General features: G+C 37.1%; 13 protein-coding genes. 5 read left to right on the forward strand and 8 right to left on the reverse strand.

Annotation, left to right across the window (positions count from 1 at the left end; genetic code table 11):
* The first annotated feature begins 346 nt into the window (after window positions 1-346).
* The 3 genes from ACKJXD_RS02430 (at window position 347) to ACKJXD_RS02440 (ending at window position 4785) form a co-directional block, all read left to right on the forward strand.
* Window positions 347-1435 (forward strand): RNA ligase RtcB family protein, encoded by a 1089-nt coding sequence (locus ACKJXD_RS02430; RefSeq protein WP_430875418.1) that lies wholly within the window; start codon window positions 347-349, stop codon window positions 1433-1435.
* Window positions 1435-2055: a peptide chain release factor H gene (gene prfH / locus ACKJXD_RS02435; RefSeq protein ID WP_430875419.1), complete on the forward strand. Its 621-nt coding sequence runs from the start codon at window positions 1435-1437 to the stop codon at window positions 2053-2055. The genes ACKJXD_RS02430 and prfH overlap by 1 nt, the downstream gene beginning before the upstream one ends.
* A 390-nt stretch (window positions 2056-2445) precedes the next feature.
* A complete protein-coding gene (locus ACKJXD_RS02440; RefSeq protein ID WP_430875420.1) occupies window positions 2446-4785 on the forward strand; it encodes a TonB-dependent hemoglobin/transferrin/lactoferrin family receptor in 2340 nt (779 codons plus the stop codon).
* A 67-nt stretch (window positions 4786-4852) separates the two neighbouring features.
* Here the strand turns inward: ACKJXD_RS02440 and ACKJXD_RS02445 are convergent, their stop codons facing one another.
* The 7 genes from ACKJXD_RS02445 to nikA all read right to left on the reverse strand — a co-directional run bounded on the left by ACKJXD_RS02445 (window position 4853) and on the right by nikA (window position 12080).
* Window positions 4853-5596 carry an SDR family NAD(P)-dependent oxidoreductase gene (locus ACKJXD_RS02445; RefSeq protein WP_220217252.1) on the reverse strand — a complete coding sequence of 248 codons (744 nt, stop codon included), beginning with the start codon at window positions 5594-5596 and terminating at the stop codon, window positions 4853-4855.
* A 151-nt stretch (window positions 5597-5747) separates the two neighbouring features.
* A complete protein-coding gene (locus ACKJXD_RS02450) occupies window positions 5748-7073 on the reverse strand; it encodes an MATE family efflux transporter (protein ID WP_430875421.1) in 1326 nt (441 codons plus the stop codon).
* 3 nt (window positions 7074-7076) lie between these two features.
* Window positions 7077-7856, reverse strand: coding sequence for an ABC transporter ATP-binding protein (locus ACKJXD_RS02455; protein WP_220217250.1), 780 nt, complete (start codon window positions 7854-7856; stop codon window positions 7077-7079).
* Entirely contained in the window at window positions 7857-8723 is an 867-nt protein-coding gene (locus ACKJXD_RS02460) for an ABC transporter ATP-binding protein (protein WP_220217249.1), read from the reverse strand.
* Complete coding sequence (gene opp1C / locus ACKJXD_RS02465; protein WP_430875422.1) at window positions 8716-9549, reverse strand: nickel/cobalt ABC transporter permease; 834 nt, start codon at window positions 9547-9549, stop codon at window positions 8716-8718. The genes ACKJXD_RS02460 and opp1C overlap by 8 nt, the downstream gene beginning before the upstream one ends.
* Window positions 9546-10490: a nickel/cobalt ABC transporter permease gene (gene opp1B / locus ACKJXD_RS02470; protein WP_220217247.1), complete on the reverse strand. Its 945-nt coding sequence runs from the start codon at window positions 10488-10490 to the stop codon at window positions 9546-9548. The genes opp1C and opp1B overlap by 4 nt, the downstream gene beginning before the upstream one ends.
* A 24-nt stretch (window positions 10491-10514) precedes the next feature.
* The gene (nikA, locus tag ACKJXD_RS02475; protein WP_430875423.1) at window positions 10515-12080 is read right to left on the reverse strand and encodes a nickel ABC transporter substrate-binding protein; all 1566 of its coding nucleotides are present in this window, start codon (window positions 12078-12080) and stop codon (window positions 10515-10517) included.
* A gap of 296 nt (window positions 12081-12376) precedes the next feature.
* Here nikA and ACKJXD_RS02480 point away from each other — a divergent pair, with 296 nt between their 5' ends.
* The gene (locus tag ACKJXD_RS02480; RefSeq protein WP_430875424.1) at window positions 12377-13699 is read left to right on the forward strand and encodes a DEAD/DEAH box helicase; all 1323 of its coding nucleotides are present in this window, start codon (window positions 12377-12379) and stop codon (window positions 13697-13699) included.
* A gap of 14 nt (window positions 13700-13713) precedes the next feature.
* Window positions 13714-14052 carry a YggL family protein gene (locus ACKJXD_RS02485; RefSeq protein WP_267351012.1) on the forward strand — a complete coding sequence of 113 codons (339 nt, stop codon included), beginning with the start codon at window positions 13714-13716 and terminating at the stop codon, window positions 14050-14052.
* Window positions 14053-14137: 85 nt separating this feature from the next.
* Here ACKJXD_RS02485 and ACKJXD_RS02490 read toward each other — a convergent pair whose 3' ends face one another.
* Window positions 14138-15730 (reverse strand): ABC-F family ATPase, encoded by a 1593-nt coding sequence (locus ACKJXD_RS02490; RefSeq protein ID WP_267359707.1) that lies wholly within the window; start codon window positions 15728-15730, stop codon window positions 14138-14140.
* Window positions 15731-16074: the final 344 nt, after the last annotated feature.

Here is a 16074-nt window from a genome sequence, read left to right on the forward strand (position 1 = left end):
GGAGAATTCATTATGATCTGTACAAACAACCTTTGCAGGCTTTTCGCAAAATAATTGAATAATTCATCTTTTCATTCTTGCTTCAATTCATTCTGCTGATCTTAGCCTGCCTTTTAAATTCATACCCATAATTTAAAAAACAATTTTTTTGTTTATTGATGTAATTAAAGTCATTAACAACCTAAAAAAATATGTTACTTAACATCTAACTTTTATCGACAGCACAAAGATAATGTTGTCAGTAATGGCGATCTAACATTGCTAATATTAGTTGTTATTCATCTTTTGTATCACATTTAAATTATGAGTACTAAACAATAATAATATTTTTTAAATGGATTGATATATGGACAATTCTATACAGATACTATCTGAAAAAGCCTTATACATCGCATCAAAAAACACGTGGGTTGAAGGTTTAGCTATTCAACAATTACAGACTACTGCCGAATTACCCAATATGGTTAAAGTAGTCGGTATGCCGGATCTTCATCCCGGAAAAGGGTACCCAATTGGCGCAGCTTATTTAAGTCGAGGAACCATTTATCCTGCATTAATTGGCAGTGATATTGGTTGTGGAATGGGCTTTTGGCAAACCGATATTAATATTGCTAAATTAAGCATAGATAAATTGACACGGCAGATCGGGAATATTGATCAACCTGATGTCCGACATAAATATAACCTTGGTACAATTGGTGGTGGGAATCATTTTGCAGAGTTACAAAAGGTTAGCAAAATTTGTCACGCACAACTTTTTGAACACTACCAACTTAATGCTAAAAAATTATTTTTGCTAGTACATAGTGGGTCACGAGGATTAGGGCATGCTATTTTGCAAAATCAGCTATCACGATTTGGTTATCAAGGTTTAGCTGATGAAAGTTCAGCCGCACTTGAATATTTGGCAAAACATGATAATGCGGTAGCATTTGCCATGCTAAATCGACAAGTGATTGCTGAAAGGTTGATGAATAATCTTAACACTCATGGACGTGAAATGTTGAATGTTTGTCATAATTTTTTACAAAAAGTGACACTTGATCATAAAAATTATTGGTTACATCGCAAAGGGGCTTCCTCAGCAATGGATGACCTTGTTATCGTACCGGGTTCTCGAGGGGATTATAGCTATTTAGTTAAACCGATACCGAATGAAGATCTACTCTTATCGCTCGCCCATGGTGCAGGGCGAAAATGGCGTCGAGCTGACTGTAAAGGCAAACTAGATCATCGTTACTCAATTGCTGAACTAAAACGTACAAAATTAGGTAGCCGCGTTATTTGTGAAGACAGCAGTTTAATTTTTGAAGAGGCGCCACAAGCTTACAAATCAATAGATAGTGTGATTGAATCGATGCAACAAGCAAACCTTGTCACGGTAATTGCTCAACTTACACCAATATTGAATTATAAAACACAAGGAGGTCACTAATGCCAATACTCTTATTTTCGTCTGCCAGAGGACCAGATGAATGCACATTAACGGTGGCAAAAGCGGTAAAACAATTTTTGTTTGAAGCAAACAAATTAGCGTTAACCGCCGAAATTCTAGAAAGTATTATGGGCGATAAGCCCAATACTTATCGTTCGGTATTGATTTCTGTTGAAGGTGATCAAAGTGAACAATTAATTGCTCGTTGGAGCGGTACTTTACAATGGGTGTGTCAGAGTCCTTACCGACCACATCATAAACGTAAAAATTGGTTTATCGGTATTACTTGCTTACCAAATCCTGCGCCAATACTAGATAGTGCAATTGAATTTTCAACAACGAAATCTTCAGGGGCAGGTGGGCAGCATGTGAATAAAACGGAGTCCGCTGTGCGGGCAACGCATATTAGCACCGGTATTACGGTTAAAGTTCAATCAGAACGTAGCCAACATGCAAATAAACGTATAGCAAAAGTGCTGTTAGCACATAAATTGGCTGAATATGAGGCAAATCAATATCAACAACAAAAAGATATTCGTCAGCAATTTCATTATGCTATTCCTCGTGGTAACAGTAGTCTAGTATTTTATGGAGAACAGTTTTGGGAGGGCAGAAAATAACTAAATGAAAAACATTGTGTTATTGAATTTCAGGCATACCATCCAATTCATTTTTTTGAACTGATATAATTTTTTCATTCAGGTTTCCTGTTTATCTGATAGGGAACCTGAAAATTAACATCAAATCGATACGACGTTTTTAACATCACTCTCCATTTCGTTGCTTTATTTTGATAATAAACATGAAAACACTAGGTTGTTTTAACCGTTAAATAAAAATAATTTTGTTAACGTTTTCAACCAAAATTTATACATATTTTTCTGTCTATTTTTTGACAAACCCAATATACTTGCCAAACCTGTATTTGATAATGATTATCATTATTAATTGTAAGGTTAAATTTAGAGATGTGTTAAATGATTTAATTGTTTTTTATGAAGGAATGAAACATGAGTTATAAAAAGGTAAGTATCTTATTACTCTTTATGAGTTTTTCTTCACAAGCTGAGTCTGTGCTTGAAGATAAAGATACAAAGCAAAATATTGATGAACCGAATAAACCATTAACGAAGAACAATATGGTTAATCGTGACGATATAGACGATGTGATTACTGTCATTGCCGGCTCATCAACGCAAGATGAATTAAAAAAAATAAATAGTGTTATTGCGGGACGATCAACACTTTCATCAGGGCTAATAGAACAAAAACAATCCGATAATGTTGCCGAATTGCTCAATACTTTACCCGGTGTGAGTGCTGCTGGTTCAGTTAGGCCAGGGGGGCAAACCTTAAATATATGGGGTTTTGGTAAAGTTGAAGATGTCAAAATTATTGTAGATGGTGCACAAAAAGGATTCCAAAAATATCAACAAGGATCGATTTTTGTTGAACCAGAACTTCTTAAACAAGTTGAAGTTAATAAAGGTCCACACGATGTAAAGTTTGGAAATGGCGGCTTTGGTGGCGTGATAAAAATGGAGACTAAAGATGCGATTGATCTGCTTGACCCCAATCAATACCTTGGCGCATTAATCAAATACAGTTTTCATTCAAACAACCATCAGAATATGGTGACAAGCGCAGTTTATGGTCGAACACAAGATGACATGTTTGATGGTCTTATTTATTACACTAACCGAGACAGCGGTAATTTTAAACGCCCTGATGGCTCAAGATTTGAGTTTTCAGAAGATGACATGGATTCTTACATGGCGAAACTCAATTTTAGACCCAATGAAGAACACACTTTCACTCTATCAGGTATACGTTCAAAACGAGATTCATGGCAACCTTGGGCAGCCAAATATGTCGAAAAAATGACATCCCCAACCGCTGCACAAATTAAAAAATATGGATATAAAGCAGCATGGTTAAGAAAATTGGTAAAACGTGATCAACAAGATGAATCCGCCCAATTTAAATGGAATTATCAGCCAACTTATAATCCATTAATTAATTTGACGTTACACACCACTTATTCCAAAACCAAACAACATGATACTCGTCCTAATAAATACAATCCTGTGGCTTCATTAGGGACAATGGGTAACGAAAGTTGGGTTAGCTATACCGATAAAACTATCGAGCTTGAAAATGTCAGTATTTTTAACACCGGCGCTGTCGATAATGCATTAAAAATTGGATTACAAGCACATCTACATGATCGTGATACGTTAATGTATTACAAAAATTATGCTAAAAAGCCAAATTATAACAATGGTTATTTCCAACCGGCTTACATGCCTTCTGGTAAACAGCAAACTTATAGTTTTTATATTCAAGATGAACTTTCGATTAGTGATTTTGTCTTATCACCCAGTCTTCGATATGATTATGTCCGAAATCACGGTAAAAAGAATTATGCTTCAGCGTATAACGATCCCGATCCTCGTTATGGTCATGACTATTCACCCGTGACCTATTCAGGTTGGACACCACGCTTTGGATCCTATTGGCAAACCACCCAAAATGTCGGATTTTTTGGGGATATCAGTTATGCATGGCAAGCGCCAACTATTGATGAAAGCTATGAAGTCCAGTTTACTCCTAAAAATGGAGGAAGCGGTAAAATTTCGGCAACCAGCCGTCATTTGAAAAAAGAGCGGAATTTATCAATTCGAATTGGGAATATTCTCGATTTTAATAATTTAATACTCGAAAATGATAAGTTACAAGTTCGTAGCACGTTATTTAGACAGCGTGTCACCGATGAGATTTTTGTTACTCGAGGATTCAATGGATCAATATGCGGTCCAGGCAAAGCGTGTCCGCTTGGGCAGGCAAATTATCGTAATATTCCGGGTAAAATGATTGTCAAAGGTTTTGAACTTGAAACGTTTTATGACAGTAAATATTGGTTTGCAAGTGCGACCTACTCAATCCAAAAAGGGGAACGAGATACAGCACCACAAGCACCATGGATGCATCATAAGACCTATGTCGCAACGATTGCACCACGCACCGCAACATTAACAACGGGGTTTAAAATTCCGGACTGGAATGTGAGAGCAGGGTGGAATGCCCAATTTGTACGAAAACAAGATCGCACAGGACTAGAAGACAGAAACCATGATGGTATAAAAGATCTGGGCGCTTATGGATTAGGGCGATCGTCGGGGTATTCAATACATAATCTTTTTGCGAGTTGGCAACCGACTTTTCTGCCTAAAGCCGAAATTAAGCTAACCATTGATAATCTATTTAATAAAGATTATCGACTTTATTTAGGCGAAAACACCTATGGACTCGCCCGAAACTTTAAAGCGAGTGTTTCATACCGATTCTAAACTTCATTTAAATGTGAATACTGCCAGTTTACTGGCAGTTTGAATAAGTCATCAGTGCTGAATCTATCTACCATTTACCTGCCGTTGAGCCACCGTCAACGACCATAATTGTACCGGTAACAAAATTAGAATCCGTTAAATACATGACGGCATTGATAATATCTTGAACCTGTCCAATCCGATTGACAGGAGCCATAGATTTTAATACTGCTTGAACTTGGGGATCGGTAGGATGCATTGGGGTCTCAATAATGCCAGGTGCAATACCGTTAACCATAACATGGCTTGATGCTAATTCTAATGCTAAACCTTTAATGGCACTATTAATACCGCCTTTGATCATAATCGGTAACAAAGCCGGTACAGTCAAATTAGGTTGCATAGCAATGGCAGCAGTAATATTAATGATATGCCCTGACTGATTGGCTATCATATGTTTAGCTGCTGTCTGAGCAGGGTAGAAAAATCCTTTAAGGTTGGTATCAATTAGGGTGTTTAGATCATCTTGTGTATACTCAACGGCGGGTTTAGATATAAATATGCCTGCATTATTCACTAAAATATCGACTTTACCAAATCTTGCAATAGCGTGTGAAAAAAGCAATTCTGCCGTTTGCGGCTTTGCAATGTCCCCAGCTACAAGTAATAAATTATCAGGTTCGCCTAATTTAATCGCTGCTTGTTCTAAACGAGCTTTATCTCGACCATTGGCAACGACATTGAAACCTCGCTCAAGATAGGCTTTCGCTATCGCAAAACCAATTCCACTTGAAGCACCAGTCACAATAACGGTTTTATTTCCTTTATTCATCGAATTTAATTCCTGTTTTGACTCACATTACAGATGATTATATAAGAGTTGAATTGAAATAGAAATTTGATTGCAAAAAGTAAAACAATTTACAAAATTCTAGATCGAACAGTAAATAGAATGAAATCTATTTACTGCTGGTTTAGTTAAATCAACGCATAAGATATTGTTTCGATCGATTAATCCAAATCACTAAAAAGAGTGTGCGTCCTAAACTAAATAAAATATAGGAAAACCACAAACCGTTATTGCCCCATATTGGTACAAAAATAGATTGAGCGATTAACCAAAGTAAAAGGGCAAGGATCATAGAATCACGAATAGAAGATGTATAACTGATGCCTGTAAACACCCCGTAATAGATCAATCCACCAGCAACCACAACCGGAAAAATAACTAACCAATAATGGTATTGTAGACAAAGATTAATGATGTCATTTTGATTGGTTAATAATCGGATTATCGTGGTGTCAAAAGCAAACCAGATTGCAATTAATATCACCGGACAAATCACACACGCTTGTAGTGACCAACGCAAGGTTTGTTGGTATAACGCCATATTTTGGGTGCCTTTAGCTTTACCACTAAAGACACTTGACGCATTAGCAAAACCATCAAATAAATACGCCATTAAGTAATGGATTTGAAACAGTACCGCATTAGCCGCCAATACTTCAGTACTAAAACTTGAACCAATCGAAATAAAATGATTCGTTACAACTAGCAGGCAAATAGTTCGAATCATTAAATTAGTATTAACTAAAATTACCCCTTTTAATGACTGCCAAGAAAGGATCGATTTCAAATCCGTTTTTTGTTGTGATTGGGGTAAATAGCGACCAATAAACCCGATCCCTAACAACGTACAAATCACTTGCGCACTGAGTGTTGCAAATGCCACGCCTTGAATATCCCAATGAAAGCCCCAAACAAAAATGACCGCCATAATAATATTGAGTAAATTAATCAACACTTGCAAAAACAGCACGGCTTTTATTTTTGACATCCCCATTAACCAACCAACCAGCACATAGTTAATCAGTACAAACGGGGCGCCCCAAATTAATATCGAAAAATAGATATCTGCATAATGCCTAACTTCTTGATTCGGCTTGATGATTTTCATTGAAGCACCAAAAATAAATTGCTGAAAAACAATAAATAAAATGCCTAAAACAATCGCAATAAACAGGGGGCGAATTAACGAAGAACGCAGTAATAGGGGATCATCTAATGCTTGTGCTGCAAATCCGGTGGTACTCACACGTAAAAAACCAAATAACCAATAAATGGTATTAAAGATCACTGCACCAACGGCAATGCCGGCAATAAAAGCAGGATTGGGTAGATGACCGACCAACGCAGTATCAACCACGCCCAATAATGGGGTTGTGATAGTTGAAATAATAAAAGGGATAACCAATGCTAAATAATCGTTAAAACGATAACGTTTATTAACGGCGGATTGTGTTGTCATAGATTAAAAACCTAATATAGAGTCAAGAAGCTGTTTGGAATAATCATGACGGACATTACTCAATTGGGCAATATCGTCAACCTGTTCTACAATTCTTCCTTGATAAAAAAACATCACTCGATTGCACAAATACGTAATCGTGGTTAAATCATGAGTAATAAAAATACTGGTTAAATTTAACTGTTTTTGTAAATCAGCCAATAACGATAAAATCTGCGTTTGAACAGAAATATCTAACGAACTGACTGCTTCATCAAACAAAATAAATTGCGGATGACAGGCAATCGCTCTGGCTATGCAAATTCGTTGCAATTGACCGCCACTCATTTCATGAGCAAACCGCTGACAGAATGAATGATCTAATCCAACTTGTTCCAATAATTGATCTATTCGTTTTTTTCGTGCTGTCGATGATAACTTTTCGTAAATATCAAGGGGTTCAGCAATAATATTAGCAGCCGTAAAATAAGGATTCACCGAAGCATTATAATCTTGAAACACAGCGCTAATATTACGTCGCTGTGATGAGCATTTCCATGCTCGTTTCGCAATATCTTGCCCGTTAAATAGGATCTTACCCGTATCGGGTTTTTCTAAACCTAAAATAAGCTTTCCAAGTGTGCTTTTGCCACTGCCACTTTCACCAATAATACCCAGACATTCGCCCTGTTTTAACGAGAAAGAAACATCCTTAATGACCTTGTTCTTCTTGCGACTAAACAGACCTTGATGAGGCTGTAAAAAGGATTTGCTTACCTGTTCAACTTGCAATAATGCAGACATTTAAGCACTCTCCAATGTCGGAATAAACATTTTAGGATAAACCACCGAATCAAATTTAGCTAATAACTGTTTGCGCGCGCTGATTAGATAACGGGTGTAATCATTTTCAGCATGATAAAAGATTTGATCTCGACAGCCTTGTTCAACAATTTTACCTTGTTGCATGACAACAATATGATCGGCAATATGATGTATCACGCCTAAATCGTGTGAAATAAAAATCATGGCGGTAGTTGATTGCTGCTTGATTTGTTCAAACATTTTCAAAATATGGAACTGACTAATCGAATCTAAAGCGGTTGTCGGTTCATCAGCAATGATCAATTCGGGTTTTAGCATTAATGCAATACCGATCATGATTCTTTGTAACATTCCACCACTCAATTGATGAGGATACTTATTATAAATCTGTTTGGGATCATTTAAACCGATTTCTTTAATCATGGTTAGTGTTTTGGCAACGGCCTCTTTTTTGCTTAAGGGAAGGTGTGCTTGTAATGTTTCGATGACTTGTTTGCCTATACGATAAAGCGGATCGAAAGCACTCATTGGATGCTGTAAAATGATCGCGATAGTGTTACCCCGAATCTGACGCAGTGTGTCAGCTGATTGGGTTAAAAGATCGCCTTTCACTTGTCGATTCAACTGGGGTTGTCTAGGATTAAAAAGAATTTGACCTTCGACTTTAAAATAGGGTTCTAATAACCCCATAATCGCTTTACTAGTTAAACTTTTACCACTACCACTTTCGCCGACAATGCCTACGCATTGGTGATGTTCAACATTAAACGAAATGTTATCCAATAACGTTTGACCATTATCAAGGTTAACCGTGAGATTTTTAACCTCTAACAGGGGGTTACACATGTGTTTTTTCCTTCGGATCTAAAATATCTCGCAAACAGTCACCTAATAGATTAAAAGCCGCCACGACGACTAAAATAGCTATCCCCGGATAGACCATTTGCATTGGATGTTGAATCATTACATTTTTGGCTTCACTAAGCATTAATCCCCATTCGGCAGTCGGTGCTTGCACGCCCAATCCAATAAAAGAGAGCGCCGAAATATTCAAAATGACCCAGCCTGTATCGAGCGTGGCTAACACCACTAATTCCGACATAATATTGGGTAACAAATGACGGCGAATAATAAAGCTGTGTGGTGCACCAATGGCACGTGAAAATAAAATATAATTTTTTCGACTGTATTTAATCACTGAACTGCGGATCATTCGGCTGTACCATGCCCATTTCACCACGATATTAGCAATAATCACGTTTTCAATCCCCACACCTAGCACTCCGACAATCGCTAAAATCATGACTTGACTAGGGAAGGAGAGCATAATATCGCAAAGGCGCATAATAACTTCATCAAATTTGCCTCGTTGGTAACCTGAAATTAGCCCGATGATTGAACCGACGATAATGGTAATTGTCATGGTTAGTAAGGATAAAAAGAGAGTCGAACGGATTCCATAAAGTAAACGAGAAAAGATATCTCGACCTAAATGATCACAGCCTAGCCAATGTTCAGTTGAGATACTGGCATATTTGCGGACAATACGAACTTTATTTGGATCAAATGGGGCAATATAGGGCGCAAAAATACCCAAAAGAATGATGATGGAGATGATCATCAAACAGCATAATGCCATTTTATTTTTCATCAACTGTCTTGCTAAACTCATGCTAAATCCCCACTATTTTGTAATCGAGGATCCAGCCATTGATGCACCACATCAACAATAAAATTACACACGACAAATAAAATCGCCATAACTAAAATATAAGCTTGAATAACAGGATAGTCCCGATTCATGATAGCGGCTATACATAAGCGCCCAAGTCCCGGCCATGAAAAGATATATTCCACAACAAACGAACCGGCAATCAATTGTGGAATTGTCATACCCAGTGCGGTAATGGTGGTATGTAATGAATTAACTAAGACATGTTTTAAAATAATCGCCCGTTCCTTTAATCCTCGACTACGTGCATAAAATACAAAGTAATTCTGCATATTTTCCAGCATATTATTACGAATAAAGCGAATATAAGTCGCAATATAAACAAAAGATAAAGTTATTGTCGGTAAAATAAGATTTTGCCATGTGCCATAACCATTTGTTGGTAACAGATCTAAATAATTAGCAAAAAACCAAATACACAGCAAACCAAGCCAATAACTTGGCATGGCGGTACCAATAAAAATGAGGATTCGAACAACATGATCGAAGACTGAGTTAGCAAAAATAGCACATAACACGCCTAGCACTAAGCTAACGAATAAAGTAAGAACAAATGATGACACAGCCAAAAGTAAAGTTGGGGTTAAACAACGAATCATTTCATCCCAAACTAATCGATCCCGATGAACGAATGAACGTCCAAAATCCAGATGAAAAGCATGATATAACCAACTAAAATATCGAGACCAAAAGGGCTCATTTAATCCCAACTCTTGGCGCATACTTTCGATGGCTACAGGCGTTGGCATAATCTCATTTAAGCGTAAAGCAACTTCAGCAGGATCAGAAGGGGCAAGGTTGATCAGCAAAAAGGCAATAAACGAGATACCGATCAAAATCGGTATCATCATCAATAAACGTTTAAAAATATAATGTAACATTATGACTAACTAACTATAACGCAATTAATAGTGCATTTTCTCAAAAGGAATATCAAATTGTGATGGAGCAAACTCAATGCCTTTAAGAGATTTAATAGCAATAGCTCGATTGCGTTCATAAGTTAAAGGAATATAGACCGCTTGTTTATGCAATGTCTCAAGCACATAACGATATAGGGCTTGGCGTTCTTGCTCGTCTGTTGAAATCAATGCTTTGCTAATGCTGGCATCAATTTGAGGCTTTTCTTTTAAGCCTTGTTGTGCCATATAATCCCCATATACTGGTAATTTCATACCGGATAAAAAGGATTGTGGATCATAAGGTGTACCCCAAGAAATATCGAATACCATATCAAAATCACCCGCTTTTTGGCGGTCACGATAGCCTTGTTCTTCTTCACCGTGAATATTAAGTTTTAATCCAACTTGTTCAAATTCATCTTGCATATATTGGGCGATGGTTTTTTGTGAAGCAGTATTACTATCATAATACAGTGTGATTTCGAACGGTTTGCCGTCTTTTTGGCGGTATTGTTGACCGTTTGCTTTTGTCCAACCTGCTTTATCCAAAAGTTGTTGTGCTAATTTAGTATCGTATTGATAAGGTTTTAATCCAATATTGGCATAAGGGATATTGGTCGCCATTAGAGTATCAGCCGGTGCTTCACTGTGATTAAAAATTCCTTCTGAAATATCATTTTTATTAATAATATGCTCAATAGCCTGACGCACATTAACATCACTCAATGCAGGGCGAGTCGTATTCATCAACACGATACGGCTTGAAACAGGTTTAGACATCAATGTCTGAAACTTATCCATTTTCGAAAAACGCTCGAAAGAATCGGCATCCACCATATTTTTGCCATAAATCAGATCGATTTCACCTTTTTCAAGTGCCATCAAACGGCTTTGATTATCCGCAATCACCTTCATTGTAACGGTTTTGAGTTGTGGTTTATTTCCCCAATAATTGGGATTGGCTGTAAAAATGGCATACTGATCTTTTTTATGATCACTTAACACATAAGGCCCCGTACCAATATAAGAATTAACGCCATTTTTGGTTTCACCATTTTTCATGGCATTAGGCGATATAAAACGCATAGGGCGGGTGACGGCAATCTCAATCAAAAATGGATAGTAAGGTTCAGACAGATTGACTTGTAGGGTATAATCATCAAGGGCTTTAATATCGGTAATTAAACGCACCATTTCAAGCCAAGTATGACGATCTTTATTTGAAAGTACGGCATCCCAATTTAATTTAGCGCTATGCGCATCGAATTTAGTACCGTCGCTAAATGTCACATCTTGTCGAAGTTTGAACGTATAGGTTTTTCCTTCATTACTGATTGTCCAGCTTTCCGCAAGCCAAGGTGAAAAAGAGCCATCTTCGTTATAATGGACTAATGACTCATACAGCATATTTTGAGCCCACATCTCACCAGAATAGAGGTGAGGGTTTAGATCACGAATATCGCGAAAATTAGCAAAAGTGATATCATCTTTAGCGAAACAATTAAAGCTAGCTGAGGTTAATGCTAAAACCATTAACCATTTTTTGGTGCGGTTGAAATGTACTATCATGGGCAATCCGTTATGCAAAAGTTTTTAAAAAATAATCATTGATGCAACTAGTATCAAAAATGTTGTAAATACAATGATTTTTAGCGCAAGAATAGTAGCACAGATGCAAATGATAATAAATATCATCTAGTCTATTTTTTAGCAAAAAACTTACGAAATTTTGTTAAAACAAATCTTAATAGAACGATTTCATCGCAATCTGATTAACAGGGATAATAAATAATCAAACAAAAGTAATAGAATTGCTTTATAATAACTAACGAAAATTTAATTTTTGTTTATTTAGGAAACATTTCATGTCATTTGACTCTCTTGGTTTAGATGCCAAGATTTTAAAAGCACTACAAGAACAACATTACACTCAGCCTACCCCCATTCAACAGCAAGCCATTCCGGTAATCTTATCGGGAAAAGACCTTATGGCAAGTGCACAAACGGGCACCGGTAAAACGGCAGGGTTTGGTTTGCCAATTTTGCAAAAGCTGATTGAACTACAAGCCAAAACAGCGAATCGCCCTGAAACAAAAAAGAAGAAACGCCCCCTTTATGCGTTAATTTTAGCGCCAACTCGTGAACTTGCTGCGCAAATTGGTGAAAACATTCGTGATTACAGCCGTCATTTAGCAATTCGTTCATTAGTTGTTTTTGGTGGCGTAAGCATTAATCCCCAAATGATGAAGTTGCGTGGTGGTGTGGATATTCTGATCGCGACACCCGGACGGTTACTCGATTTAGTCCACCAAAATGCTGTTGATCTTGCAACGGTTAAAGTGCTGGTTTTAGACGAAGCCGATCGCATGTTAGATATGGGTTTTATTCATGATATACGGCGAGTGATTGCAAAATTACCTAAAAAACGTCAAAATTTAATGTTTTCAGCAACGTTTTCAGATGAGATAAAAACACTGGCGGAAACGATTTTACATTCCCCTGAAACGGTTGCTGTTGCCAGAACCAACAGTACATCAACACAAATTACCCAATATGTTCATCGAGTAGATAAACGTCGTAAACGGGAATTACTATCGTACTTAATTGGTAAAAACCAATGGCAACAAGTATTAATTTTTACTCGCACTAAGTACGGCGCTAACCATTTAGCTGAGCAACTCACTAAAGACGGAATTAAAGCTTCAGCTATTCATGGTAACAAAAGCCAAGGCGCCCGCACCAAAGCCTTAGCCGATTTTAAAATCGGACAAATTCGGGCACTAGTCGCCACCGACATTGCAGCCAGAGGATTGGATATTGAACTATTGCCTTATGTGGTTAATTATGAATTACCGCAGGTTGCTGAAGATTACGTGCATCGAATTGGTCGAACAGGGCGAGCGCAAAATCAAGGGCAGGCGATTTCATTAGTCTGTATTGACGAACTGCCACAATTAAAAGCCATTGAAAAGTTGATCAAAAAACCAATACCCGAAATCCATACCGATGGTTTTGCCGTTGACCCAACCATTAAAGCTGAGCCGAAAACAAAATCTTCACCTAAAAAACGGCTATCGAAAAACGATCACAACACGCAAAATCGGTCTAATCAACCCAATAAGCGTGGTGGTGTTAACCGAACAAAAAAATACGCTAACACAAATAATAAACAAAGTCATACTCATTAAAATAGAAGGATATTATCATGGTAAATCGCAGTCGACGTTTACGTAAAAAATTACATATTGAAGAGTTTAAAGAGTTAGGTTTTACTGTCAGTTGGTCTTTTGACGAAGGGACAAGTGAAGAAACCTTAGATAACATTGTTGATCAGTTCATTCTCGAAGCTATCCAACCAAATGGTTTAGCATATGAAGGAAGTGGGTATCTAAATTGGAAAGGAATTGTCTGTACTCAAAAACTAGGAAATTGTACCGAAGCGCATCGTGACATTGTCACAAAATGGCTGGAAAGTCATGGCTTAAAAAATATCAAAGTCAGTCCGTTAATTGATATTTGGTGGGATGAATTAGATTTCTAATCGATTCTAAACCATATTTGATTAAGTTAGCTTAATTATTCAATAGCCACCATTGTGGCTATTTGTTTGCAATTCATTTAACTAATTATTCGATTCCTTGACTACGTAAATAATCTTCATAATTACCGGTATAATCGATCACTTTTTCTGGCGTAATTTCAACAATACGAGTCGCTAGCGAACTGACAAACTCACGGTCATGCGAAACAAAGAATAGGGTACCTTGATAAAGTTCTAACGCCATATTGAGCGACTCGATCGATTCCATATCTAAATGGTTAGTTGGTTCGTCCATGACAATGATATTGGGTTTTTGCATCATCAATTTACCAAATAGCATCCGTCCTTTTTCACCACCCGACAGCACTTTAACTTTCTTTTTAATATCATCTTGCGAAAATAATAAGCGACCTAAAACACTTCGTACAGCTTGTTCATCATCAGTAGGTTGCTTCCATTGGCTCATCCAGTCGAACACGGTTAATTCTTCATCAAATTCGTATTCATGATCTTGAGCATAATAACCGATATTGGCATTTTCTGACCATTTAATCTCGCCTTGCTCAGGGGTTAGTTCTCCCATTAAGGTTTTAATTAAAGTGGTTTTACCAATCCCATTGGTACCTAAAATAGCGACCTTCTCGCCGACTTCAACCATTAAATTAAGATTATTAAACAAAGGGCCATTATCAAAGCCTTTGGTCAAATTCTCAACGACTAAGGCATTACGGAACAATTTTTTATCTTGCTCAAAGCGTATAAATGGATTTTGACGGCTAGATGCTTTCACTTCCTCCAGTTTAATTTTCTCAATCTGTCTGGCTCGAGATGTAGCTTGTTTAGACTTCGATGCATTGGCACTAAAACGACTAACAAAAGATTGCAGTTCACTGATTTGCGCTTTCTTCTTAGCGTTATCCGCTAATAAACGTTCTCGGGCTTGTGTTGATGCCGTCATATAATCATCGTAATTACCCGGATAAATACGCAATTCACCATAATCAAGATCTGCCATATGGGTACAAACCATATTTAAAAAATGGCGATCATGCGAAATAATAATCATGGTACTTTCACGCTCATTAAGCGTATCTTCTAACCAACGGATGGTATCAATATCTAAGTTATTGGTTGGCTCGTCCAGTAATAAAATATCGGGATTCGAAAAGAGCGCTTGGGCTAATAACACACGTAGCTTCCAACCAGGGGCAATTTCACTCATTAGACCATAATGCTGTTCAATGGGAATGCCGACCCCTAGCAATAGTTCGCCAGCACGAGACTCGGCACTATAACCATCCATTTCGGCGTATTGGGTTTCTAAATCAGCCACTTTAAAACCATCTTCTTCACTCATTTCCGGTAAAGAATAGATGCGATCACGTTCTTGCTTGATTTCCCACAACTCAGTATGCCCCATAATCACCGTATCTAACACGGTAAAGGATTCAAAAGCGAACTGATCTTGACGTAATTTACCTAATCTTTCATGAGGATCTAACGCCACATTACCCGAAGTTGGCACCAAATCGCCACCAATGATCTTCATAAACGTTGACTTACCGCTACCATTGGCGCCAATAAGCCCATAACGATTGCCGTTCCCAAATTTAACCGAAATATTTTCAAATAGCGGTTTACTACCAAATTGCATGGTGATGTTATTTGTACTTAACACTGATCTATACTCTCTAAATGATTAACGCTTTAACTTGATGCTTTTAATACCTTATAAGTTAAAGTTAAAAAATGTGATTTAACGCACATTATGCCATAGTTTAAACCTTTTGAGGATCCTAATAGTATTGAAGTGAGTCTATAAGGGCTGTAGGATAAAATAAATTAAACCAGTTAATGACCATAATGAATATCTAACTAAAATATTCAATTAATAATTTATTTTTTAAAAAACTTCTTTAATATTGGGTGACAGCAAAAAAAATTTTGCTGTTATTTTCCCTCTAAATTTACGTTTGTTTCATTATTGGTTTTATCATTTAAGTTTATATTCGTAAGTTAGAA

It is taken from the genome of Gilliamella sp. G0441 (assembly GCF_050589305.1).
GTDB lineage: Bacteria > Pseudomonadota > Gammaproteobacteria > Enterobacterales > Orbaceae > Gilliamella.

Excerpts from the sequence above, each read along its gene's own strand:
- ACKJXD_RS02440 (WP_430875420.1), top strand. The coding sequence starts at position 2,446 with ATGAGTTATAAAAAGGTAAGTATCTTATTACTCTTTATGAGTTTTTCT.
- ACKJXD_RS02450 (WP_430875421.1), bottom strand. The coding sequence starts at position 7,073 with ATGACAACACAATCCGCCGTTAATAAACGTTATCGTTTTAACGATTAT.
- opp1B (WP_220217247.1), bottom strand. The coding sequence starts at position 10,490 with ATGTTACATTATATTTTTAAACGTTTATTGATGATGATACCGATTTTG.
- nikA (WP_430875423.1), bottom strand. The coding sequence starts at position 12,080 with ATGATAGTACATTTCAACCGCACCAAAAAATGGTTAATGGTTTTAGCA.
- ACKJXD_RS02480 (WP_430875424.1), top strand. The coding sequence starts at position 12,377 with ATGTCATTTGACTCTCTTGGTTTAGATGCCAAGATTTTAAAAGCACTA.
- ACKJXD_RS02455 (WP_220217250.1), bottom strand. The coding sequence starts at position 7,856 with ATGTCTGCATTATTGCAAGTTGAACAGGTAAGCAAATCCTTTTTACAG.
- ACKJXD_RS02445 (WP_220217252.1), bottom strand. The coding sequence starts at position 5,596 with ATGAATAAAGGAAATAAAACCGTTATTGTGACTGGTGCTTCAAGTGGA.
- ACKJXD_RS02460 (WP_220217249.1), bottom strand. The coding sequence starts at position 8,723 with ATGTGTAACCCCCTGTTAGAGGTTAAAAATCTCACGGTTAACCTTGAT.
- prfH (WP_430875419.1), top strand. The coding sequence starts at position 1,435 with ATGCCAATACTCTTATTTTCGTCTGCCAGAGGACCAGATGAATGCACA.
- ACKJXD_RS02430 (WP_430875418.1), top strand. The coding sequence starts at position 347 with ATGGACAATTCTATACAGATACTATCTGAAAAAGCCTTATACATCGCA.
- opp1C (WP_430875422.1), bottom strand. The coding sequence starts at position 9,549 with ATGAGTTTAGCAAGACAGTTGATGAAAAATAAAATGGCATTATGCTGT.